At 65.1% G+C, this 23,801-nt stretch carries 25 protein-coding genes; 20 read left to right on the top strand and 5 right to left on the bottom strand.

Annotated features, from left to right (window positions below):
* Positions 1-11: 11 nt before the first annotated feature.
* Together rpoB and JFX23_RS06910 are read right to left on the bottom strand one after the other, a co-directional pair.
* Positions 12-3,488: a DNA-directed RNA polymerase subunit beta gene (rpoB, locus tag JFX23_RS06915; RefSeq protein ID WP_198776299.1), complete on the bottom strand. Its 3,477-nt coding sequence runs from the start codon at positions 3,486-3,488 to the stop codon at positions 12-14.
* Positions 3,489-4,166: 678 nt separating this feature from the next.
* Positions 4,167-4,352: a hypothetical protein gene (locus tag JFX23_RS06910; RefSeq protein WP_198776298.1), complete on the bottom strand. Its 186-nt coding sequence runs from the start codon at positions 4,350-4,352 to the stop codon at positions 4,167-4,169.
* Positions 4,353-4,387: 35 nt separating this feature from the next.
* Here JFX23_RS06910 and JFX23_RS06905 point away from each other — a divergent pair, with 35 nt between their 5' ends.
* The 13 genes from JFX23_RS06905 to JFX23_RS06845 all read left to right on the top strand — a co-directional run bounded on the left by JFX23_RS06905 (position 4,388) and on the right by JFX23_RS06845 (position 16,644).
* Positions 4,388-5,245 carry a tyrosine-type recombinase/integrase gene (locus JFX23_RS06905; RefSeq protein ID WP_184453762.1) on the top strand — a complete coding sequence of 286 codons (858 nt, stop codon included), beginning with the start codon at positions 4,388-4,390 and terminating at the stop codon, positions 5,243-5,245.
* Between the two features lie 43 nt (positions 5,246-5,288).
* On the top strand, positions 5,289-5,486 hold the full coding sequence (locus JFX23_RS06900; protein ID WP_198776297.1) for a hypothetical protein: 198 nt from the start codon (positions 5,289-5,291) through the stop codon (positions 5,484-5,486).
* Between the two features lie 32 nt (positions 5,487-5,518).
* Positions 5,519-5,719: a hypothetical protein gene (locus tag JFX23_RS06895; protein ID WP_198776296.1), complete on the top strand. Its 201-nt coding sequence runs from the start codon at positions 5,519-5,521 to the stop codon at positions 5,717-5,719.
* 25 nt (positions 5,720-5,744) lie between these two features.
* Positions 5,745-6,533 carry a ParA family protein gene (locus JFX23_RS06890; RefSeq protein WP_198776295.1) on the top strand — a complete coding sequence of 263 codons (789 nt, stop codon included), beginning with the start codon at positions 5,745-5,747 and terminating at the stop codon, positions 6,531-6,533.
* Entirely contained in the window at positions 6,530-6,850 is a 321-nt protein-coding gene (locus tag JFX23_RS06885) for a hypothetical protein (protein ID WP_198776294.1), read from the top strand. The genes JFX23_RS06890 and JFX23_RS06885 overlap by 4 nt, the downstream gene beginning before the upstream one ends.
* A gap of 61 nt (positions 6,851-6,911) precedes the next feature.
* Positions 6,912-7,682, top strand: coding sequence for a DUF7168 domain-containing protein (locus tag JFX23_RS06880; RefSeq protein ID WP_198776293.1), 771 nt, complete (start codon positions 6,912-6,914; stop codon positions 7,680-7,682).
* Between the two features lie 87 nt (positions 7,683-7,769).
* A complete protein-coding gene (locus tag JFX23_RS06875) occupies positions 7,770-8,483 on the top strand; it encodes a glutaredoxin domain-containing protein (protein WP_198776292.1) in 714 nt (237 codons plus the stop codon).
* Complete coding sequence (locus tag JFX23_RS06870) at positions 8,480-9,433, top strand: C40 family peptidase (RefSeq protein WP_332874689.1); 954 nt, start codon at positions 8,480-8,482, stop codon at positions 9,431-9,433. The genes JFX23_RS06875 and JFX23_RS06870 overlap by 4 nt, the downstream gene beginning before the upstream one ends.
* 19 nt (positions 9,434-9,452) lie before the next feature.
* Positions 9,453-9,644, top strand: a complete 192-nt coding sequence (locus JFX23_RS06865; RefSeq protein ID WP_198776291.1) for a hypothetical protein — start codon at positions 9,453-9,455, stop codon at positions 9,642-9,644.
* A gap of 20 nt (positions 9,645-9,664) precedes the next feature.
* The gene (locus JFX23_RS06860) at positions 9,665-10,030 is read left to right on the top strand and encodes a single-stranded DNA-binding protein (protein WP_198776290.1); all 366 of its coding nucleotides are present in this window, start codon (positions 9,665-9,667) and stop codon (positions 10,028-10,030) included.
* Positions 10,031-10,255: 225 nt separating this feature from the next.
* The gene (locus JFX23_RS06855) at positions 10,256-10,969 is read left to right on the top strand and encodes a hypothetical protein (RefSeq protein ID WP_198776289.1); all 714 of its coding nucleotides are present in this window, start codon (positions 10,256-10,258) and stop codon (positions 10,967-10,969) included.
* Positions 10,879-16,104, top strand: coding sequence for an SNF2-related protein (locus JFX23_RS09610; protein ID WP_198776288.1), 5,226 nt, complete (start codon positions 10,879-10,881; stop codon positions 16,102-16,104). Before JFX23_RS06855 ends, JFX23_RS09610 begins: the two co-directional genes overlap by 91 nt.
* Positions 16,105-16,179: 75 nt before the next feature.
* Positions 16,180-16,644 (top strand): hypothetical protein, encoded by a 465-nt coding sequence (locus JFX23_RS06845; RefSeq protein WP_198776287.1) that lies wholly within the window; start codon positions 16,180-16,182, stop codon positions 16,642-16,644.
* 108 nt (positions 16,645-16,752) lie between these two features.
* Here the strand turns inward: JFX23_RS06845 and JFX23_RS06840 are convergent, their stop codons facing one another.
* The 3 genes from JFX23_RS06840 to JFX23_RS06830 form a co-directional block, all read right to left on the bottom strand.
* Positions 16,753-16,986: a hypothetical protein gene (locus JFX23_RS06840; RefSeq protein WP_198776286.1), complete on the bottom strand. Its 234-nt coding sequence runs from the start codon at positions 16,984-16,986 to the stop codon at positions 16,753-16,755.
* Positions 16,987-17,133: 147 nt separating this feature from the next.
* On the bottom strand, positions 17,134-17,523 hold the full coding sequence (locus JFX23_RS06835) for a hypothetical protein (protein WP_198776285.1): 390 nt from the start codon (positions 17,521-17,523) through the stop codon (positions 17,134-17,136).
* 400 nt (positions 17,524-17,923) lie between these two features.
* Positions 17,924-18,814, bottom strand: a complete 891-nt coding sequence (locus JFX23_RS06830; RefSeq protein ID WP_198776284.1) for a DNA-processing protein DprA — start codon at positions 18,812-18,814, stop codon at positions 17,924-17,926.
* Between the two features lie 118 nt (positions 18,815-18,932).
* Between JFX23_RS06830 and JFX23_RS06825 the strand changes: the two genes are divergently transcribed.
* The 7 genes from JFX23_RS06825 (at position 18,933) to JFX23_RS06795 (ending at position 23,790) form a co-directional block, all read left to right on the top strand.
* Positions 18,933-19,214: a hypothetical protein gene (locus JFX23_RS06825; protein ID WP_198776283.1), complete on the top strand. Its 282-nt coding sequence runs from the start codon at positions 18,933-18,935 to the stop codon at positions 19,212-19,214.
* 531 nt (positions 19,215-19,745) lie between these two features.
* Positions 19,746-20,156: a MobC family plasmid mobilization relaxosome protein gene (locus JFX23_RS06820; RefSeq protein WP_198776282.1), complete on the top strand. Its 411-nt coding sequence runs from the start codon at positions 19,746-19,748 to the stop codon at positions 20,154-20,156.
* A complete protein-coding gene (locus JFX23_RS06815) occupies positions 20,153-21,769 on the top strand; it encodes a relaxase/mobilization nuclease domain-containing protein (RefSeq protein WP_198776281.1) in 1,617 nt (538 codons plus the stop codon). The genes JFX23_RS06820 and JFX23_RS06815 overlap by 4 nt, the downstream gene beginning before the upstream one ends.
* 36 nt (positions 21,770-21,805) lie before the next feature.
* Positions 21,806-22,234 carry a DUF4913 domain-containing protein gene (locus JFX23_RS06810; RefSeq protein ID WP_198776280.1) on the top strand — a complete coding sequence of 143 codons (429 nt, stop codon included), beginning with the start codon at positions 21,806-21,808 and terminating at the stop codon, positions 22,232-22,234.
* Positions 22,235-22,356: 122 nt separating this feature from the next.
* On the top strand, positions 22,357-22,899 hold the full coding sequence (locus JFX23_RS06805; protein WP_198776279.1) for a hypothetical protein: 543 nt from the start codon (positions 22,357-22,359) through the stop codon (positions 22,897-22,899).
* Positions 22,900-22,949: 50 nt separating this feature from the next.
* Positions 22,950-23,339: a helix-turn-helix domain-containing protein gene (locus JFX23_RS06800; RefSeq protein WP_198776278.1), complete on the top strand. Its 390-nt coding sequence runs from the start codon at positions 22,950-22,952 to the stop codon at positions 23,337-23,339.
* Entirely contained in the window at positions 23,332-23,790 is a 459-nt protein-coding gene (locus JFX23_RS06795; RefSeq protein WP_198776277.1) for a hypothetical protein, read from the top strand. Before JFX23_RS06800 ends, JFX23_RS06795 begins: the two co-directional genes overlap by 8 nt.
* Positions 23,791-23,801 lie beyond the last annotated feature (11 nt).

Below are 23,801 nucleotides of genomic sequence, written 5' to 3'. Positions count from 1 at the left end.
CATACTTCCTATCAGATCGCGTCGATGGTCGAAGCAGCGTTCGGACGAGCCTCAAGAGTGATGCCCAGATCTTCGCGCGCGTTGAAGTCCTCTTCCTGGTCACGCAGGTCGATGGCATTGCCGGCCGCGTCGAGGGCCTCGACGTTCAGACACAGCGAGCGCATCTCCTGGATGAGCACTCGGAAGGACTCGGGGATGCCGGGCTCGGGAATGTCCTCGCCCTTGACGATCGCTTCGTACACCTTCACACGGCCGGTCGTATCGTCCGACTTGATGGTGAGGAGCTCCTGGAGGGCGTAGGCGGCACCATAGGCTTCGAGCGCCCACACCTCCATCTCGCCGAATCGCTGGCCACCGAACTGGGCTTTACCGCCCAGCGGCTGCTGCGTAATCATCGAGTAGGGGCCCGTCGAACGAGCGTGGATCTTATCGTCGACGAGGTGGTGGAGCTTGAGCATGTAGGTGTAGCCGACCGCGATCGGATACGGGAAGGGCTCACCGGAGCGACCATCGAAGAGACGAGCCTTGCCCTGCTCATTCGTCAGACGCTCGCCGTCACGGTTCGGGTTAACGTTGCGCAGCAGACCAGCGAGCTCATCTGCTTCCAGGCCGTCGAACACGGGGGTCGCGACCAGGGTCTGCGGCTGCGTGGTGATGCCCTCGGCGGGAAGGTCACGGGTCCAGGACTCGCCGGCCTCAACAGCCTTCGAAGCGTCCCATCCCTGGTGGGCGAGCCAGCCGAGATGGTACTCGAGCACCTGGCCGACGTTCATACGGCCCGGAACACCGAGGGGATTGAGGATAATGTCAACCGGGGTGCCGTCCTCAAGGAAGGGCATGTCCTCGACCGGCAGGATCTTCGACACGACACCCTTGTTGCCGTGACGGCCCGCCATCTTGTCGCCGATCGTGATCTTGCGACGCTGCGCGACGTAGACGCGAACGGTCTGGCGGACACCGGGGTTGAGGTCGTCTTCTTCATCGTTGAACTCGCGTACACCGATGACGATGCCTTCCTGGCCGTGCGGGACGCGCAGGGAAGTGTCGCGGACCTCGCGGGCCTTCTCACCGAAGATGGCGCGCAGGAGGCGTTCCTCGGAGGTCAGTTCGGTCTCGCCCTTGGGGGTGACCTTGCCGACGAGGATATCGCCCGCAGTGACTTCGGCGCCGATACGGATGATGCCGCGCTCGTCGAGGTCGGCGAGGGTCTCCTCGGACACGTTCGGGATGTCACGGGTGATCTCTTCTTCGCCGAGCTTCGTCTCTCGAGCGTCGACCTCGTGCTCTTCGATGTGGATCGAAGTGAGGACATCCTCTTCGACGACGCGACGCGACAAGATGATCGCATCCTCGTAGTTGAGGCCCTCCCAGGACATGTACGCCACGAGGAGGTTCTTACCGAGGGCGACCTCGCCGTTATCGGTTGCGGGGCCGTCGGCGAGGACCATCCCGGCCTCAACGCGGTCTCCCTCATCAACGATGACGCGCTGGTTCGTGCAGTTGCCCGGGTTCGAACGTTCGAACTTCTCCAGACGGTAGGTGTCGGTGCCGCCCTCGTCCTTCGAGACGACGATCAGGTCGGCGGACACCTCGGTAACGACACCGGGGTTCGTGGCGATCACCATTTCGCCCGAGTCCTTCGCGGCGCGACGCTCCATGCCGGTACCGACCAGCGGCGCCTCCGTCGTCAGGAGCGGCACGGCCTGGCGCTGCATGTTCGCACCCATGAGAGCACGGTTCGCGTCATCGTGCTCGAGGAAGGGAATGAACGCGGCCGCGACAGACACCATCTGACGTGCGGAGACGTCCATGTAGTCCACGCGATCGCGGGCGATGAGGGTCGGGTCCTCACCGGCAACACGGCACAGGACATGCTCCTCGGTGAAGGTTCCGTCCTCGTTGAGAGACGAAGAGGCCTGAGCGATGAAATGGCCGTTCTCGTCATCGGCGGTCAGGTACTCGACCTCGTCGGTGACCTTGCCATTGCGCACGACACGGTAGGGGGTCTCAATGAAACCGAAAGGATTGATGCGCGCGAAAGTCGCGAGCGAACCGATCAGACCAATGTTCGGGCCTTCAGGGGATTCGATCGGGCACATACGGCCGTAGTGCGAGGGGTGGACGTCACGGACTTCCATGCCGGCGCGGTCGCGCGAGAGACCACCGGGGCCGAGAGCCGAAAGGCGGCGCTTGTGGGTCAGGCCCGCGAGAGGGTTGTTCTGATCCATGAACTGCGACAGCTGCGAAGTTCCGAAGAACTCCTTGATCGCGGCGACGACGGGACGGATGTTGATCAGCGTCTGAGGCGTGATCGAATCGCGCTCCTGGGTCGTCATGCGCTCACGGACGGTGCGTTCCATGCGGGCCAGGCCGTTACGAACCTGCGCCTGGATGAGCTCGCCCACCGCGCGGATACGACGGTTACCGAAGTGGTCGATGTCGTCAGACTCGACGCGAACCTCAATGGGCTCTCCATTGCGGAAACCAGCGAAGGTCTTCTCACCCTTGTGGAGGGCGAGCAGGTACTTCACGGTGGCGACAACATCCTCGATCGACAGGGTCGAGGCCTTCGGATCCGCGTCAACCGCGAGCTTCTTATTGATCTTGTAACGACCGACCTTCGCGAGATCGTAGCGCTTGTCGTCGAAGTAGAAGTTGTTGAGCAGGGTCTGCGCGGAATCGACGTTCGCGGGCTCGCCGGGGCGGAGCTTGCGGTACACGTCGAGGAGAGCTTCCTCCTGCGTGTGGACCGTGTCCTTCTCGAGGGTCTCGAGCAGGACCGGGTAGTCGGCGAACTTCTCGCGGATCTCCGCCTCGGTCAGGCCGATCGCCTTGAGGAAGTGAGTGACGGGCTGCTTGCGCTTGCGGTCGATACGAACGCCCACGGCGTCACGCTTGTCGATCTCGAATTCAAGCCAGGCGCCACGCGAGGGAATGATCTTCGCGCCGAAGATGTCCCGGTCGGAGGAGCGGTCGGAAACGCGCTCGAAATAGACACCGGGGGAACGCACGAGCTGCGAGACGACGACACGCTCCGTGCCGTTGATGATGAAAGTGCCGCGCGGGGTCATGAGCGGGAAGTCGCCCATGAACACGGTCTGGCCCTTAATCTCACCGGTCTCGTAGTTCATGAACTCGGCGGTCACGTACATCGGGGCCGAGTAGGTGTAATCCTTAGCCTTCGCTTCTTCGGGCTGATAGTTCGGTCGTTCGAGTCGGTGATCGCGGAACGAGAGGGACATGGTCTGAGCCAGGTCCTCAATCGGCGAGATCTCTTCGAAGATCTCTTCAAGACCGGAAACGTCGGGGACGTCGGTGCGGCCTTCCGCTTTCGCGGCTTCGACGCGCGCTTTCCACGCGTCATTACCCAGCAGCCAATCGAAGCTCTCAACCTGCAGGCCGAGGAGGTTCGGGGCCTGGAGAGGTTCGCGGAGCTTCGCGAATGAGATGCGGTTCCTGGGCTGGTTGGCAGTGCTACTGGCAGCCAAAGGGGATCCTTCCCTGCTTTTCCTGTGCGCGCGCACGCCTTCGCCCATTATCTGACACCGTCCGGACCCGCTCAGCGCCTTTCCAGCGGGTGGGTACGGTTCACCTCGGGCACAATAAGGCGCAAATAGTCATGCTAGGCTCATTGGCTCGCCGCTTCAACACGCCTGGACCTTTGTGTGCGGATTCACGCAAAGGCGACGGTATACTGCTCGAATTTCGTTCGCCTCTTGGCGGTTTTGGGGCGTCCCCGTCGAGAGTGAAGCAATAGCCCAGAGGAGCTGGCGAGCGCCCGCTGCGGCAAGACGAACTCCAAGCCTGGAACTGAAGCGATAGCCCCCGGAGATGGCGAGTCCTCGACGAGCCACAGAAGCAAGCGCTCCTGGAACTGAAGCGGTAGTCCCCGGAGATGGCGAGCGCCCGCTGTGGCAAGACGAACTCCAAGCCTGGAACTGAAGCGATAGCCCCTGGGACTGAAGCGATAGCCCCCGGAGATGGCGAGGCAGTAGGCCATGGGAGATTGCGAGACGATTGCCCAGGGGAGCTGGCATTGCCTCTGGGAAGCGGCATCTTGCGGCTTCGCCTCGTGATTGTCACAGGATGGCAGAGCCTTGCCTCAGGGAAGCCGCACCCTCGAGAAACATAGTGAGCGGTAGGGAAGCCTAGTTGTACTGAGCGGATCAGTGCCCCAAGTCGCGCGGATTCGTGCCCCAAGTCGGGCTTGAACCGACGACCGACGGATTCCTCGCCATTGCGATCGTCGCCGTGGTCAGCTTTCTGCTCCAGCGCACGATCCCCACTCCCCCAGCAACGCTTGCCTTGCCATTAGTGCCCGCGTTGCCGCCTTTGCCAGCCTCGGAATCCATTCTGGCCCGCAAAGAAACGGGAGACAGTTGGACCCATGCGACCAACTCATCCCCTCTCACTACCGATCCCCGAAGGCTGGACCGGTCCCCTGACGGACTGGGCTACGAACTTGAGGGCGGCTGGTTTCAGTGAGCGAACTGTCAAGACACGCAGCGTCCAGCTCCGGCGTATCGCTCGAGAACTCGGACGAAGCACACCCGATCAAGTCCAACCGCAAGACCTTCTTGAGTGGGCCGGACATCAAGACTGGGCAGCCGCCACACGGCACAGCTACTACACCAGTCTTCGAGTGTTTTTCCGCTGGTACTACGGTCCAGACGCCCTCAGGAAGAGCCCCGCACTCGCTCTCCCCCGCGTCACCTGCCCTCCCGGCATTCCACGCCCAACGCCCCGCGAAGTCCTCGACGACGGGCTTCAGGCTGCGAGCGAACGAGTCGAACTCATCCTCAGCCTCGCCGCATGCGCTGGACTACGCGCCACCGAGATCTCACAGGTCCACGCAAACGACCTCGTCGACGATCTCGAAGGATTCTCCCTCGTCGTGCACGGCAAAGGAGGGCGCATCCGCCAGGTCCCGCTCCCCACATGGCTCGCCTTCCGCGTCGAGTCCGCCTGCGACCAGGGCAAAGGATGGGCCTTCCCCTCCAAGTACGGGGGCCACATCTCCGGCGCACGAGTCAGCGAACTCGGCTCCCAAGCCTTGCCGGGCAGATGGACGCTCCACACCCTCAGGCACCGCTTCGCGACCCTCGCCTACCGAGCAGACCGCGACCTCCTCACCGTCCAACGACTCCTGGGACACGCATCTGTTCAGACAACGCAGCGATACGCCGAACCGCCCCACAACGCCCTCCGACGGGCCGTGCGAGCAGCCGACATCCACCGCAACTGACAGCAGCGCCAGCACACCTGGCACAACCCGCAAAGGAATCCCCATGCGACTCCTCACCGAAACCGAGCAGAACATCCTCATCGAAGCCATCACCAGCCACCGCGAACACCTCGAAGACCTCATCTTCCGCGACCAACAGACGAGCGCCGACGCCAACTGGCAGGACGAGCTCAACGCCACAGACGACCTCTATGAGCTCGTCTTCTCGGCTGGCTCCGTGTGCCTGTTCGACCAGAAGTGACAGCAATGCCAGCCCCGACAGCATCACCAGCCATGCAGGTCTTGTCCACGAATGAGCAGGTCACGCTCATGGCCGCCCTCGACGAGTGGACTGACCGTCTCGTCGTCGAGCGGGCCGCAGCCCACCAGGCCGGCGAACCAACCACCGCCTTCACGGCACAGCTCGCCACGACGAACGACCTCTACCGGCTCATCGCCAATGCGAGAAGCGTCATCGTCCAGCCCTTCGACTAACCCGAACCACTCCCAGGAGAACCTCATGAAGACTCTCGCCATCTGCAACCAGAAGGGCGGCGTCGGCAAGTCGACGACCACCTTCCATCTCTCCCGCGCCGCAGCCCTCGAGGGACTGCGGGTCCTCGTCGTCGACCTCGACCCGCAGGGAAACATCACAGCCAACCTCTCCAGCGATCCTCTGCCCGAGACCAGCGTCGGCGTCGCCGACGCCCTCACCCCACACGGTGCGCTCTCACTCCACGATGTCACCGTCTCCACGGTGTGGGGCGGAGTGGACCTCGTTCCCACACCCAACGGCGACAACCTCGCAGGAGTGAGAGACCGCCTGGTCAGTCTCCCGATCGGAGGAGAGTCCCGCCTGGCCCACGCGCTTGATGCCGCAACCGCCTCCTACGATCTCGTCCTCATCGACTGCCCGCCCTCGCTCGACAAGCTCACCATCAACGCGCTCGTCGCCGCCGATGGAGTCCTCATCGTCACCCAGTCCAAGCAGTGGAGCGCCACCGGGCTCGCCAACCTGCTGAGCACGGTGAGCGCAGTCCAGGAAGTCAACCACCGTCTCCACGTCGCCGGGATCGTCATCAACATGCACGAGAAACAGACGATTTCCGGCAGCGGATGGCTCACCGAGCTCCAAGCATTCACCGAAACGGAGCACCTGCCCCTCATCTCCACTCCGATCCCGCGCGCGGTCCTCATCTCCGACGCCGTAGAAGCCTCGACCGCCCTCGACGAATGGCCCACCAACCGACGCCAGGCCCGCGCGTTCTCCGACTTGTACCGCACGATCCTCAAGGAGGCCCTCCGATGAGCACGCGACCCCAACCCCGCACCTCCAAGCTCACCGGCTACACCCACGTCACAACTCCGACGAGCCAGACCCGACGCTCACCCGAGCAGCCTGCGACGACCATGAAGATCAAGGTCACCTTCCGCGTCGACGCCGACCTCATGGACCAAGCCCGAGCAGCGTTCTGGACCTGCGGCCCCCGAACGGGCGTCTCCTCTCTCGCCGAGTGGATCCAAGAAGCTATCGAAGCCAAGCTCGCCGACGACATCGCCACCTTCAACGACGGTCAGCCCTTCGCTCCCGTTCCCACCGGGCGACTCCCCACCGGACGCCGCTAGCCGCGCGTGCGCTTTCGACAGCACGCCCGGCACTGCCAGCAACACTGAGAAGGACCCTCCGATGACCAGCACTATCGAAGACCAGATCCGAAGATTCCTCGCTATTGCGCGAGATTCCGGCGCGAGCACCAATGAGCGTGAGGTCGCTCTCGAGCGGGCGAGCATCCTCATGGCTCGTCACTCCATCACACGCCTGTCCGATCGCTCTTCGCCCGCCGTCCGACGCGACGAGATCGAGACGCGGACGATCATGATTCCCGGAGGTATGACGACTCCCTCACTAGCGCAGGCGCACGCCGTCCACCAGGTCGCCCAAGCCTGCGGAGCGACCACCTACTACACCGACGAGAGACGACGCCCGGGGAGCCCCGGCGTCTTCGTGCACGTGGTCGGCTTCGACTCTGACCTTGACTGGCTCGCTCCTCTCATCACTGCTCTGACGGCTCACACGGCCTCAGCCTGGACCCAATGGCGCAAAGCCAGCCCCGGCTACAAGCGGATGAAGCCCGCCAACCAGCGGCGCGCACGAGCAGGCTTCATCCTCGGATACGCCCAAGGAGTCGCCCAACGGATCCGCACCACCCGACGCGCCACCATCACCGAGCAGAAGGCCGCCGGAGACTCATCCGCCGCACTCACTGTCCGGGATCGCTCCCGCAGGCTCGCGGACTACATCACCACCCTCGATCTCCACGAGGGCAGCGGAGTCAACACCCATGAGCGTGCGCTCAAGGACGGGCGCGACGCGGGCTGGAACTCCCACCTCGGCACCGGCACCCCCAACCTCAACAACTCAGAGCATCGCCAGATCGCCGCCAACAGGCGCGGCTAGGCGTGTGTGCACACCCGACGTAAGGACATGACGCGTCCCTGCCTTCGCGGCCGGCACGTCATTCCCCGACTTGAAAGGACTGAACCGATGCTCACACCACAGACCAGGCTCGCCCCCGGCAATATCGATCCGAATCGGGACGACTGGAAAGGCACGATCCACGAGCACTACGAACAGGCGGGAGACGCCGCATGGAACCGCCTTGGCGACTACCTCTATGAGCATGCGCCCCTTCCCGAAGGCACGGACGATGATCGGACTCTCGCCGAGGCGCTCGAAGCTCTCAATGCGGCGGGACTATCCGACCAGGAGCTCGTGAAGATCCTCTTCGACGACCCCAATGCGACGATCCTCCCTGATGCTCACACCACAGACCAGGCTCGCCCCGTCACTTACCTTCAGGCAGACCAAGAGCGTCAGGACGATCGGGCAGACACCCTACCCGCTGTCACCCTCTACACGACACCGGGATGCCCCGGCTGCCAGATGACGCACCGGGCTTTCGAGAAGGCGGGACTCGAGTTCATCACGATCGACCTATCGACCCGACCCGACCTCATCGAACAGTTCAAACGCGAGGGGCTCATGTCGGCGCCGATCCTTGAAGACGAGGCGGGGGAGCGAACGAGCGGATTCCGCCCCGACAGGATCCGGGCTCTCATCGCCGCGAACACCGGCAAGACCACCCACGCCAGCACAGCCCGCAACGCCAGCACCGCAGTCACAGCCAGCACAAAGGGTTCCGCCCCCTCGCGGCCTCACGGGCGGTCCACGTTCGAAGCAGGGGGTCCGCGCCCGTGAAGCTCGGATTCGCCGCCGTCGCTCTCGCCCCGCTCGCGATCCTTCCCCTCATGATCGTCGCCTCGTCCCAGGCGACGGGCGCGAGACCGCTGGGCTCAGGCCTGGCAGGGGTGCCCGCCGAGTACCGCGACGCGATCATCGCGGCCGGCTCGCAGTGCGAGGGCGTCACCCCGGCAATCCTCGCCGCCCAGATCAAGCAGGAGTCCGGGTGGAACCCAAAGGCCGTGAGCCCCGTCGGAGCACAAGGCCTCACCCAGTTCATGCCCACGACCTGGGCCGCCCACGGCGTCGACGGCGACGGAGACGGCAAAGCCGACCCGTTCAACCCCCTCGACGCGATCGCCAGCCAGGGCCGCTACATGTGCGAACTTGCCTCGTCTGTGCGCGCTTGGCTTGACCAGGGCACGGTCTCGGGCGACTTCACATCCCTGGTACTCGCCGCCTACAACGCCGGCCCCGGCGCCGTCCACGACAATCACGGGATGCCTCCCTTCCCGGAGACCATCAACTACGTCGCCAGGATCATCGCCGACGCCACCACATACGCGGGCGCCTCGTCAGCGAGCGGGAATCAGATCGTCGACCAAGCGCGCACCCACACGGGAGCTCCCTACGTGTGGGGCGGAACAACCCCTTCCGGAGTCGATTGCTCCGGCCTCATCGTCCTGACCATGCAAGAACTCGGCTACTCCTTCCCCGAAGGTCGGCCCAGTGCCGACCAGATCGTCCACTCCAGCGCCGTCACCCCGATCAGCGAAGCCGACCTCCAGCCCGGAGACTTCATCGGCTTCTCCCAGTCCGGCACACCCCACGTCGACCACATCGGGATCTATGTCGGCGACGGACGCATGATCCACGCCCCCGACTTCGGCGCCGTCGTCCACGAGGTCCCCATCTCCACCGGCTACTGGCGCAGCCAGCTCTGGTTCCCCGTCCGCTACACCCACTAGACCCCGAAAGGCCCCGAACATGTCCCCCGTATTCGCCGCCGTCGCAGGCACCGTCATGAGCCTGTCAACCGTCTCCTCACTCGTCGTCGGAGCCGCCATCGCGTCCAACGCTGAACCCGAGTATCAGAAGGCAAGCTTCCTGACGATCAGCGGCGTCGCCATCCTCAGCGCCGCCGCCTACCTCATGGCAGCCCACGCACTCCTCAACTGACCCCCTGAAAGGACACCATCATGAGCTACATCATCCGCAGCGGAAACCTCACCGGCGCACCCGCCACGACCACCACCGACCGGGGGCGCACGCTCACGCACGCCAGGGTCGCCGTCACCGACCGTGTGCGAAGCGAGGACGGTGAATGGGCCGAAGGCGCCACCGTCTTCTACGACCTCACCATCCCCGGCACCCCCGGCGAAAGGCTCGTCGGCTTCCAGGAACGTGCAGGCAACCGACGCATCGTCTTCGCCGGAACCTACAGCGTGCGCGAGTGGACGGGACGCGACGGCGAGACGCGCCTCTCCCACCAGGTGTGGGTCGACCACATCGGCGCCGACCTCGCCACCGACGACCTCGCCCTCGCCCGCACCGACGACGAGTAGGCGGACGCAAACGCCAGCGGGCACTGACACCATTACCAGCACAGCCCGCAACGCCCGCACCACCCGCAGCGCGGGCACCCCCGGTGTGTGTGCACACCCGACGTGATCACAGAAGCGATCACCACGGGAAGGGACCACCGATGGCCCGGCACACCACCACCGACGAGAACCAGCTCGACCTGTTCTCCATCTTCGAAGAGCAGGACGTTTACAAGGAGGAACACGATGCGCTACGACACGAGCGGCAGAACCTACTGGTACCAGTGGTGGAAGGACCGGATTCTCAGCGACAGGCAAGCGAGCGTGTTCCTCATCGACACGATGACCCATTGGGAGCAGATCTTCCTCGAGGAGACCATCGAGGAGCACGCCCAGCTCTTCAACCCGACGGATCCGGCCTGGAGTCCGATCGACTGGGCTGGGGAGTACGCGGTCGAGGACACGACGGACCCGCAGGAGATCCGGCTGCTCCAGAATCAGCTCGAGAAGGAGATCCTCACGCGCTTCTACGAGCTGGCGATGGCGCGACTGTGCATCCTGACCGGGATGGGATCGGACTGGAACGGAGCTCCCTGGACGGAATCCGACTTCGATCCGAAGCTCGACTTGGATCGGTTGACGATGCTGGTCCAGGGCGACGACAGAGACCGGGCAGCACAGTGGATGCTCAACCACGGCCCCGTGGATACCGAGACGATCCTCGTCTGGTTCATGACGTGGTGGCTCGACCGGCCCCTGCCGGAGGGTCTGGTGGAGACTCCGCCGGCCCAGTGGGACACGATCAGCTCGACGCATCGGTATCCCACTCCGATTCCGTTCTGGGTTGGCGAGACGCGCCCCTTCTCCCAGTGGGTGAACGATCTGATCTTGCAGCTCGCGCAGCGCAAGGGCCTGGACTGGGAGGACCTCATGGAGCTGACGGCAGAGGACGAGCAGTAGGCCCCTCCTTCACCCCGTCATCACACGCGACGCCCTCCACCCCCACGCGGCGAGCCGACGCGAACCTCCACGCGATCAGCCTCCTTCACGTCCTCGAATCCGAAGGCCGCCCCGCCACCCCTGCCGAGCAGGCTCAGCTCGCCCAGTGGAGCGGATGGGGCGGCCTGTCGGGGATGTTCGATGAGTCCAAGCCCGAATGGGCCTCACGGCGCGAGCACCTCCAGGGCCTCCTCAACGATGAGGACTACGCCCAGGCGCGCGCCAGCGTCCTCAACGCCCACTACACCCACGCCCAATACGTCGAAGCGATCTGGCACTCCCTCGCCGCCCACGGCCTCACCTCCGGGCACGTCCTCGAGCCCGGATGCGGGGCGGGCACCTTCATCGGGCTCGCCCCCGACAGCGTGGCCATGACGGGCGTCGAACTCGACCCGACGACCAGCCGAATCGCCCACGCCTTGTACCCGAACGCGGAAATCCGCAACGAGGGTTACGAAAAGACACCGACAACCCGGCTTTTCGACGCTGCGGTAGGGAACGTCCCCTTCGGGGACTACGCCCTCTACGATCCGGCGAACAACCCCGGCGAGCACTCCATCCACAACCACTTCATCATCAAAGCTCTCGCCCAGACCAAGCCCGGCGGCTACGTCGCAGTCCTGACCAGCCACCACACGCTCGACGCGAAGAACCCGTCCGCCCGCCGTGACATGTACGAGCGCGCCGACCTCATCTCCGCGATCCGTCTCCCGTCGGGCGCTCACGAGCAGACCGCCGACACGCAGGTCGTCACCGACCTCCTCGTCTTCCGCGTCCGCAAGGACGGTGAAGAGCCTCGTGCGTTCACCTGGGAGCACGCTCACTCTCACGTTCTCGCCCCCGAGGCGACCCCGGTCGCGATCAACGATGCGATCATGAGCCGACCGGACCGGGTGATCGGCACCATGTCCGCCACGCGGGGCCTCTACGGCGCAGTCGGCCTTCACGTCGCTTCCACGACGGACGCCTCCACCATCGCAGCCCAGATCACGAGCCGCCTCGACCAGGACCTCACCCAGGCGACCATTGAGGGCCTAGCCTACGACTCCACCCCAGCTCCCACCATCGACGCGACCGCAGGCATCACCGTGGACGCGCGCGAGCTCGGCTCCCTGCGATCCAACAAGGGCGCCTTCGAACGCCTCGGCGCCGACGGCTGGGAAGCGATCAAGGTCCCCAAGACTCAGCAGGCCGAGCTCGCGCGCCTGCTCGATCTTCGCGACCGAACCCGGACCCTCCTCACCCTGGAGACCCGCAGCCGCACGGACACGCCCGAGATGACGGCATGCCGCCAGGGCCTGCGGGACGCCTACATGGCCTACACCGTGGACTTCGGTCCCCTCAACCGCGCCAAGCACCGCACGCACATCACGATCGACAAGAAGACCGGTGAACAGGAAGAGGACATCATCACCACGCGCCCGCCGGTCTTCCGGATCTTCGCGAAGGACCCCTACGCCGCACTCACCCGCGCCATCGAGGTCTACGACGACGAGGCCGAGACTGGCCGGCCCGCTCCGCTGCTGGAGCGACGCCAAGTGTTCGCCTCATATGTCCCCAAGGGCGCTTCGACCCCTGAAGACGCACTCGCGATCTGCCTCGACCAGAAGGGCAGCATCGACCTCGACTACTGCCAGTACCTACTCGCAGCCACAGACACCAGAGAAGCTCGCGCCACGCTCGGCGAGCTCGTGTTCGACACCCCCGAAGGCCACATCGTGCGCCGCGAGGAGTACCTGTCGGGCAACGTGCGCGCCAAGCTCGCGGCCGCCAAGGAGCTGGCCCTCACCGACCCGGCGTTCCAGGCCAACGTTGACGCCCTCCAGTCCGTCATGCCCGAAGACCTCGGAATCGCCGATATCTGCGTCACCCTCGGCGCCCCCTGGATCCCCGTGAAGGACCACCAGGCGTTCCTGTCTCGCGAGCTCAACCTTCCCGGACGGCTCACGTACAACCCGTCAGAAGGGTGGGGCCTCACCGGCGCCCCCACGCACGGCATCAACCAGACCTCCCGATGGGGAACCGACCGCAAGACCGGAACCGACATCTTCAAGGACCTGCTGAACTCCAAGGAAATCAAGGTCACCGACACGGTTCCCGTGACGCGCGACGACGGATCACCGACCACCCGCACCGTTGTCAACCGGGCCGCGACTGAGGCCGCCCAGGGCAAGGCAGACGAGATTCGCGAGGCGTTCCAGCAGTGGATCTGGCGCGACCCCCACCGGGCACGACGCCTCGTCGCCACCTACAACGAACGCTTCAACTCGCTCGTACCCCGCAGCTACGAGGACGCTGGCCGCCACCTCCAGCTACCCGGCCTCGCCTCCACGTTCACGCTCCGCACCCACCAGCGAGCCGCGATCGCCCGAATGATCGCCGAACCTACCTGCGGCCTGTTCCACGAGGTCGGCGCCGGGAAGACACTGGAAATGGTGTGCGGCGTCATGGAGCAGAAGCGCCTCGGCCTCGTCTCCAAGCCGATGATCATCGTCCCCAACCACATGCTCGGCCAGTTCGAACGCGAATGGCTCCAGGCATATCCCCACGCTCGTATCCTCACCGCCGACTCCCAGCGCTTCTCCAAGCCCGAAGGCCGCCAAGACTTCTTCGCTCGGGCCACCACCAGCGAGTGGGACGCCGTGATCTGCACACAAGCCGCGTTCAAGAGAATCCGCGTCTCGAAGCAGACCAGAGCCGCATACGAGAACAAGGAGCTCGCCGACCTCGACGCCTGGCTCGCACAGGCCACCGACTCCATGTCCATTCGCAAGGCGGAATCGAAACGGAAGAAACTCCAAACGAGACTCGACGAAGCACAGGCAGCAGCCGAGGCAGCCTCCGACGCTGGCCTCGTCTTCGAGGAGCTCGGCGTCGACTACCTCGTCGTCGACGAGGCCCACTACTACAAGAACCTCGCGGCGAACACGGAGATCGACGGCGTGATCGCCAGCACCTCGGCAGCCAAGTGCACCGACCTGGACATGAAGCTCGACTGGCTGCGCGCAACGCACGGGGACCGCGTCGCGACCTTCGCGACCGCCACCCCGATCGCCAACACGATGGGCGAGATGTGGGTCATGACCCACTACCTGCGCCCCGACCTACTCACCGACGCTGGGCTCACGACCTTCAACGAATGGGCTCGGACGTTCACCGCCACGGAGCAAAGGATCGAATCAACCGTCTCCGGCGCCCTCGCCGCCAAGCAGCGGGTCGCCCGCTTCCAGAACATGCCCGAGCTCATGACCATGTGGGGCGTGTTCGCCGACGTGAAGACCCGCAGCCAGCTCGACCTGAAGATCCCCGAACTCGCCGCCCGCACCAACGGCGCACGCGAACCCGAGGTCGTCGCCGTCAACATCGGGGCCGCGATGAACGAGTTCACCGAGGCGATCTCCGCGCGCGCTGACCGCATCCACAACGGTGCTGTGCCCGCATACGAGGACAACTTCCTCGCCATCACCAGCGACGGCCGCGCCCTGGCCACCGACTACAGGCTCCTCTCCGACCAGTCCGCCACCAGAGCCCTCACAGGCGTCACGAGCCCCATCAGCAGCCAGAAGATCGACGCCGTAGCAGCAAACGTCGCCCGCATCTACCACGAGACCAAGAGCCGGACCTACCAGGATGCAACAGGGGAACTCTCCCCCATCCCCGGAGCGCTCCAGCTCGTCTTCTGCGACCAGGGCACCCCGAAGAAGGGCTGGAACCTCTACGACGAGCTCAAGACCCTTCTCGTCGACGCGGGCGTGCCCGCCGACAAGATCGCCTTCACCCACGACGCCACCAGCACCGACGAAAAGGACCGCCTGTTCATGCAAGCCCGCAACGGAGCCATCAACATCCTCATCGGCTCCACCGAGAAGATGGGCACCGGCGCGAACATCCAAGCCCGCGCGGCCGCTCTCCACCACGTCACCGCCCCTTGGAGGCCAGCCGACATCGCCCAGCGGGAGGGCCGCATCCTGCGCCAAGGCAACCAGAACGACGAGGTTCAGATCTTCCGCTACGTCACCGAGCACTCCTTCGACGAATACTCCTGGCAGACCCTCGAACGCAAAGCCCGCTTCATCAACCAGGTGATGACCCACCAGCTCGCAGGCCGCACCGCCGAAGACATCTCCGCAGGCACCGAGGAAGCCTCCTACGCCCAAGTCAAGGCGATTGCATCTGGCAACCCCCTCCTCCTCGAAGAAGCCCGCCTGAAGAACCAGGTCACCACCTACCAGGCCCGCTCCAAGAACCACGAGCTACAGCACTCCCACCTACGCACCATACTCCCCTCCTTCGACCGGCAGATCACAGCCCTCACTCGCAAGGCCCAGATCCGAGAAGACCTCGCCGCCCGCACCACATCCACCAAGGGCGACGACTTCACCGCCCGCATCGCCGACATCCTGGCCGACACCCGCGCCGACGCCGCCGCCACGCTCACCCGCACGCTCACCGCCTGCGACCTGAGCTCCAACCGGATGGCATACATCAACTTCCACCGGCAAGGCCTCCCCAACGTCGAGGTCACCGTCGCCGGACACCAATTCGTCTTCGGCGTCGCACCCGCTCCACGGGACGCCTACGACTACCCCGACATGAGCAAACCCACCGTCCTCGTCGCAGCCCTCAAAGACCTCCACATGGACGACGAGTACCTCACCAACGAGGCCGTCCGCTTCGCCGTCACCGACCTTCGCGACCCCTCCCAAGCCCTCGGCGTCATCCGCAAGCTCGAGAACCACGCGACCAACCTGGCCACCACTGCCAAGCGATACCGCCAGCACGCCGACGACGCCCAGGCCGAACGCGACCGGGCAACCGCCGAGCTCGCCCGCCCCAACCCCTACACCGACCGGCTTGCAGCCGCCCAGGCCGAGCTCGACGCGATTCGCCGCCAGATGAGCCAAGCCGCCCACGGGCAACAACTCATCCCCGAGCTCGACCCCACGCCCAGAGGCATCGACGCCGACGTGGCGCGAGTACGCGCCCTCCCCCTCGGGGACACACGACAATGCCGCGTCGCCTCCCCGAGCGCTCCACCCGCGCCACACACCTGGACGCAGCGCTCCGCCGGAAAGGCCGCCATCCCCCTTCACTGAGGCAGCAGCCGCAAATGCCTATGCCCCGTGTGACGCTGTAGAGGCTCCACATCCCCACGCATGGAAAGGGAAGACATGCCCATCACAACACCGAACGAGCTGCCCATCCGCTACGGCGCCCAAGTCACTATGCCTCCCGGCGCATACTTCCTCGGCGACCCGAGCTACGTCTTCGAGGACCAGGCGCAGTGGTCCGAGATTCTTCAAGCCGCCGAAAGCAACGCTAACGCTTTCGCCTCCGGCCTCCTGCTCGCAGACGTTGACGGACTCCCCGTCCTCGGGCTCACTACCCTCTACGGCGACGGCGTGTTTCACAGCACTATCGGCGCCCACTCGTTCGCAGTTGACGCGGGAATGATCGGGCTCGTACCCACGCCCCTCGTCGACAGCTACTCGACACACGATCGGGCCAAGCTCGAAACGCTTGGAGCCTTCATCGAGTCCGATGAGGAGATCGTCTGCACCCTCCTAGGCGGCACACTCCGCTTCGGGAATGTCCGGATTGAGACGGGTGACGAGGCGGACGAGGCTGTCTTCTGATTATTCGGTTCACACGGTCAGGTCGAGGGGCAGGACTTCCATGTCCTACTCCGTCATCATCGACGTGAGTGTGGGCGCCCAGCTGAAGCCGGGCGCCCACACGCGCACTCAGTCTTCGTCCACGCTGCGACGCGTCGAAGTTCTACGTGGCAGCTTCGATGGGTCGACGAAGCCGGCCTTGATGAGGTCAGCTCGTGCCCAGCCGACACCGGTCGCGGCCCTCCATGCGTCCTTGTACTCGTCGGAGACTTCCCACATGGTCGTCAGCTTGCTTCCCAGAGTGCGCAGCATCGTCTCTCGGTGTTCGTCGCGTTCGAGGAGCTTTTCCACGGGGTCGGTCATTGTGTGTCCTTCCTGTTGGCGTGTCCTTCGTAGATACGTCGGACGGGGACACACACCCAGCGGCGCCTGCTCGAGTAGGGCGACCCGCGCGGAGCTACTGACAATGCTTGACCGCTCTGCGGCTGCACATCGCTCGCGGCGACTCGTCTACCGGATCGTCGGGCAGTTCCCAGAACGGGTCCACGGGCACGCCCACATCGAGTCCGGCGTGTTCGCGAGGTCGCGAATGCGGTCGACGAGCGGCTGCGCGGGAGCGTATCCACTATCCACGAGGCGGGCGATCGTCAGGATCGACACCTTCTCGATTCCCTCCCTGAAGAGGGCTTCCGCCGCCGAGCGGGCGTTGCTGCCCGTGACCCAGGTGTCTTCGATGAGCAGCACGTGCCGCGCACGATCGGCGTCGGGCGTATGGACGAGGTGGAGCCGTTCTGGCTGGTAGACGCGCTTGCCTTCCCCTGGAGTCGTCCACAGGTTGAGCTCGGGAAGCCGGTCGCCGCTGCGAGTGCTTGGACGCGATTCGCGACAACGCGTGGTCAACGGACTTCGTGTTGACTGTCGAACGCAGTGAGGGAACGATGCACCACGCGTCGACGGAACCTTCCTGCGCTTCCAGACAGCGGTAGTGGTCGGCGAAGGCGAAGTAGAGGACTCCACGGATGAGCTGGCGCGCATCCTGGACGTAGCGCGCCTCACCGCTCTCCTTGCAGGCGAAGAGCGACCGATAGAGCTGTGCACCCTTGACCGCGTACAAGCAGAAGCCCAGGCGAGGGGTCTTCCCCTGCCCGTAACGCCCATTGCAGGCAGGACAGAACTTGTAGTCGTTGCCTGCGGCTCCTCGGCAGGTCGCGCACGCATGGACCGGGCCTGGGAGCGCGCGTGTCAGGACGGACCCGTAGGTCGTCCAATGCGCGCCGGTAGTCGGCCTGGCGATCAGCCGTCATAGGGCAGCTACTGAATCGGCCAGGAGACGGCGGTGCGCTTGGATGGTCTCAATCGCCTCGGATATTTCGCCAAGGCTCGAGGCGACGAAGACTCCCGGCTTGCTCGCCATCTCCTTGGCCCATTCGGTGGCGTAGACGACGCCGGATAGGAGGATGACATTGCGGGAGTGGGCAAGAGCGCGCCGCGCCTGGTGACGGGTCCCGGAGTGCTCCCCTGCGGCGACGACGATCGTGGCGAGACTGTAGCCGGACATCGTGACATTACGCATCGGGAAGGTGTGTCGACTGGTGGTGGCGCCGGGTGTGAACTGCGAGAGGACGAGGCCGTCGGCGGCTTCAATACGATCGCGCAGCGGCTGATTCTCCTTCGGGTATGTGACGTCGATGGGCGTCCCCATGATCGCGACAGTGCGCACCCCAGCGTCGAGCGCGCCCGTGTGGGCAGCGGCATCGACCCCCTTGGCCAGGCCCGAGGCGACGGATAAGCCATGCGCAATTCCGGCTCGTTCCGCGATGGCCCGCGCCGCTTCGCACTGGCGCGGACCTGCATCCCGAGACCCGACGATCGCGACGGCCTCATCATCCCCGGCAAGACGTCCGGTGTAGAAGAGCAGGGCGGGAGCCTCGCGGACGCTGAGGAGACGCTGCGGGTAGCCGGCGTCGAACAGGGTGACGACCTGAATACCCCGCTGGCTCCACGAGGCGACCTCGAGACGACATTCGTCCAGCTGAGACTCATCAGCGAAGAGCGCACTTCCGGTCACCCGGTCTAGCGCCTCGTCAACCCCGCGTTCCAGAAGGAGCTGGACGCGCTCAGGCTGGGAGAAGTCGCGGTTCTTCGCGCGCATGACCGCAAGAATCCGCGCGACCTCCTCCATGTCCCTCATGGTCTAATTCTACCCACCCCCACAGGCAGCTGGCCCCGCCGAGCCCTCGCGCGCCCTCACACGGGACGCTTCCGTCCTCCCGACGACTCAAGGGCATCGCTGCCGCTCAAGAGAAGGCATGAGACGCCTCTCCGGCCTGCTGACCGTCCTCCTTCAATCGGTGCGACGGCTCCGATTCCTCATCACCGGCCAGATTCACACGGCTGCACCACCCGCGTCCTGCGCCGAGCTTCACGAGATCGCTCACGACCAGCTCGTCATGGTCCTCGCAGCTGCTCTCGAACCGCACCTCGGCTGCGTAGCCGCGTTCATCGCGAATCTTCTCGTGGCCGCTCTCGCGGACGTCCTTTCACGCGTCGCGACGGGAGTCCGCAAGTGGCGACGCTCGCGCCGCCGGTGAGCAGCCGACGGCGCCACCAGCAGGCGCACCCCTTCGCGGGGTGCGCCCCTGACCTGACCGGTGGTGTGCCCCCGATGGTGGGCACCCCCCCCCCCCACGCCTCGCCCGCCCCCAATGTGCACAGCCGCTAGAGCCTTGAGAGCTCCGCCTGCACACAGTGGGGACGGGCGAGGCCACTTCGACGGGGCGCCCACCCTCCGGCGCCCGGGGCTTCGCGCCCACCGCGCTCGCCCCTGGGACGCCGAACGTGGACGCCCCGCATTTTCCCACGCATCGAGGCGCATCAGGCTGCGCCTCATTCGCCCTCGCATGCAGGCATGGCCTCCATGCTCGCTCCGCCACTTAGACACCGCCCGAGGCGGCGTTACGCGCAAGCGCGCCCCACCAGGGGCGCGCGTAAGCGCAGGCGGAGCAAGCTAGATATAGTCCATGGACTATATGAGCTTGGGCTGGACGCTGCGCGCCCACCCTGGCACACTGGTCGTGTGATCCCCGTTGGGGTCGTTGCACTGAGCAGAGGGGGACCGAGCCTTGACAGATTCGACTGTTGAGCCTGCGACGGTTTCGCGTTCGGGGCGACGCTTGCCACGCAGCGAGCGAGGCGTGAAGCGCAAGCAGTTCACAGTCACGCTCTCCCATGAGGAGTACGTGATGCTTCGTGCGCGCTCGGAGAACCAGGGGGAGTCGATGTCGCGCATTCTCGTGCGCGCCGCGATGAACGATGCCGCGTCGGATCGCATCAGCGGCGCGAAGCTCGATGAGTTCTTGCCTGTCCTTACGGACTTGCAGAACCAGGTGCGCGGCGTCTCCGGTAACTTGAATCAGCTCGCTCATTGGGCGAACACAGAGCATCAGTTCCCCGAGGAAGCTGGCGAGCTCGCCAAGCGCGTGCGCCGCATCCTCGTCGATATCGAAGATGCTCTCGAGAGCGTGCGCGCATGATCCCCAACATCGTCGAAGGCGGAGACACTGCCGGGCTCATGCGTTACCTCGTGGGTCCGGGTCGGGCCAACGAGCATGAGAACGCGCATCTGGTCGCAGGTGACGCGATCATCATGGATCGCTTCGGCGATTGGGAGTCGCTCTCCCCGGGTCAAGCAAACGACATTGCATCCATGCTCGACCGGTACATGATGGCAATGCGGCTTAATCCCACAGGGCCGATCCGTAACTTCAACCCTGAGACCGGCAAGACCGAGATCGTGGATCGCGGCGCGAATCACGTCTGGCACTGTTCACTTTCCCTGCCCCCTCGGACGGGACGCCTCGACGATGAGACGTGGGCGAAGATCGCGGGCGACTTCATGGACGAAATGGGGTTCACCGAATCATCCGGCAAAGCGCCATGCCGATGGGTCGCGGTGCGCCACGGAGTCTCGAAGAACGGCGGCGACCATATCCACATCGCCGCGAACATCGTGCGCGCCGACGGAACGAAGTGGTCGCCCTGGCGCGACCAGGTGATCGCGCACCGCGCGTGCAACATGCTCGAGCACAAGTACGGGCTCGAAGTCATCGAATCACGCGAACACAATCGCGGATCAAGATGCGACACTCCCACCGAACTGCGACAGGCGAAGCGAGAGGGCCGCCCCTTCACAACGCGCGCAATGCTGGAGACACGCGTGCGCGCGGCGGCCACGTCATCCGCCAGTGAAGCCGAGTTCGTCCGCAGCTTGCGCGGCCTGGGCGTGCGCATCCGACCACGCTTCGCCAAGGGCCGCACGGATGTCGTCGTCGGCTACTCCGTCGCACTGCACACCTCAGCCGGGCCGAACTCGCCGCAGCGCTGGTACTCGGGCTCCTCGCTCGCCCGCGACCTGACGCTTCCCCGCCTGCGCGACCGGTGGGCCGACACACCCCACGACGCGCAGGCCGCCGCCGACGAATGGCGGGCAGCATGGCAGGGGATTCCCGCGCGCCGCCGTGAACGCCCCTACGACGAACGCGAGTTCCGCGCGAGCGCCGACGCGCTGGCGATCCACCGCGACACGTTCTCGCGGATCGATCCGCATGACCCGATCGCGTTGGCGGACGCCACCCAGGACGTCGCCGGCCTATTGTCGGCAGCCGCCTTGCAGCCCGGCATCGACCAGGCCCATGCTCGCCTCTATTCGCGTGCCGCACGTAGCCTCGGACGCCACGCGCAATTGAAGACGCGCCCGCCGCGCCTGGCCCCCACGCGCGACCCGTTCACCCATGCCGCGAGGCTCCTCCTGACGACGAACTACCCCCGGTCAACAGCCGCGCGCGCTGCGGCCATGCTCGACGAGATGACAGCCTTCGCCCGCTCGGTCGCCAACCTTCACCGGGCCGCAGCCCAAGCCCAAACCGCCGCGATGATCGAACGCGACCTCGCAGGAGTCTTCGCACTCGTCAACTCCCCCACCCTCGACCCGCAGCTCGCACGCGTCCAAGCACTCGCAGCGGCGACCGGCCGCCCCGACGCGGTACGACGCCCCAAGCTGGCCATCAGCGCGCCGAGCACCCCATACACGCCAACGCCGACGTCCACGCGGCGTCCACCCGCAAACGGGCCCACACGCAGCCTGTAGACCGTTCTCGCGTGTGTCCCCATGCCACGTATTGGCATGAACGATTCAGATGACACCCCACTCGACTCTGCCAGCGACGAGACCGCCGAGGACAACGGAGAGGCGAGCCTCTACTACCCGACGGTCGACGCGTTCGTTGAGCAGTACCTGGCTCCGATGTACGACCTGCCGCGCGCGCAAACGCGCGTATGGTGCCCGCAGTGGTGGCGCCACGAAGGCGCCGTCATCCGCCTGCACGCCCTCTGGCTCTCCTGGGAGGAAACCCGCCTCCACGAGAGCCCCGGCAAGATGGCGGGCTGGATCCTCAACATCGCCGACCCCATGATGGCCGTCCTCTTCAACCCCACCTCCGGTCCCTTCATCGGCTGCGCCGAAGACCGAGGACACGAGGACGAGCGCCCCCATACGGACGGGCGCCTGCCCTGCGACCCACCACCGACGGGACTGTTCGAGCCGCGCGAATAGAAGAGGCCTCCCATTCCCAGCGTCGTGCGCCTGCCTGCATCTTCGCCGAGTGCGTTGCAGACGGCGGGTCGCCAGCGACATGCGCGTTCGCCATTCACTGCCGCCCATCTATCATGGAGCCTATGGGCGTCGCGGGTCATTCCTCCAGGTCGAATGCCTGTGTCGGCGTGCCTGTGGACTTCTACTGGTTTGGCGGCGGCGATGGTACGGCGGATCACCACATCGCCCTGGCCGTAGAGGCTCTCATGAGCGCCATCAAGGCGCCGCCGAAGCGCCTGTGGAATCCATTCCAAGAGCGCATCATCCGCGCAGAGTTCAGGAAGCGCCTTGAGAAGGCCGCACAAGGTAAACTCCAGCCCCCGGAAGAGCTCAAGCCGTTGCGCGGCGGCGGCTCACTCTTCGAGATCCGCTGGCAAGCCATCCCGGTCCGTGAAGTCGTGTCTGAGGAGCTTCAAGCCGCCAGAAAGGTGGAGGTCCGCCTGATACACGCTCAGCCTTTCGACGAGCTCGGCTTGTGCATTCTGGGCCTTCACGCCCACGAGAAGACGATCGTCGAGGATGACCGGGCGGCCACCAAGGACGCACAAGATGATCAGATCGACATCGCAGAGCAGCTGTACGCCTCTGGGTATCCAACGTGTTGGGGAGTGACGCGTCGCTCCTAAACATGGCCAGAGGTTGCATGCCATCACGGCATACTTATAGAGTTCCCTCTATGATGACGGTGAGTGATGAGACCCTCGATCGGCGCGCCGATCTGCTGGTCGAAGCGCGGGACCGCCTTCTGGAGGACCTCGTGAACCTGCGCAAGCGGCACAATCTTAGTCAGCAGACGGTGGCCGAGCGCATGGGCGTCAGCCAGCCGACGGTTGCCGCATTCGAACGCTATGACGCCAATCCGACTGTATCGTCGATCATCCGTTACACGATGGCCGTCGAAGCGCTCCTAGACATCAGGGTCGTTGACGACTGCGGCGAGGGAGTGCCCGCGACATGGCAGATGACCGGAGCCGCCCAGACGACCGTCCGCGTTTCCGCTCCATCACGCAAGCCGCAGGCGATCGCCGATGGGTGGAACCTTGTGCAGGAGCCAGCCCATGTCTGATAGCCCGATCCTGGCGAGCGCCGAGGACATGCTTGCGACGGCGCAGCTCCAGCTCGCCAGCATCCGCTTTGACCGCCTGTCGATTGATCTTGTAGACGCCGCTGCCCAGGCGAGCACCGACGGTGATGAGGACAGCGAGGGCACTCCGGTCGAGATCAACTGCACGCTCGGCACTCGCCAGGAAGGTAGGCTGTTCGGAGCCCGGTTCGAGTTCCGGATCACGGCTCCCCAGTGGATTGCCGTGATCTCGGTCATCACCGACTACGCGGGCAGTCAGGAGTTCGTTCTCTCTCCCGATGCTCCCGCTGACTTCGCATCAAAAGTCGGCCTCATGGCAGCCTTCCCCTACGTGCGTGAAGCCCTGAGTGATTTGACCACACGGGTGACCGGCACAGCAGTTCTTCTGCCTCTCATTCGCCAGGGCGACATCGTGTTCCCTCCCAACGGGTAGTCCAAGCGGCT

Origin of the sequence: Schaalia cardiffensis (genome assembly GCF_016405145.1) — a bacterium.
GTDB lineage: Bacteria > Actinomycetota > Actinomycetes > Actinomycetales > Actinomycetaceae > Pauljensenia > Pauljensenia cardiffensis.
Note: the sequence above shows the minus strand (reverse complement) of the source record. Positions and strands in the feature narration are given on the sequence as shown.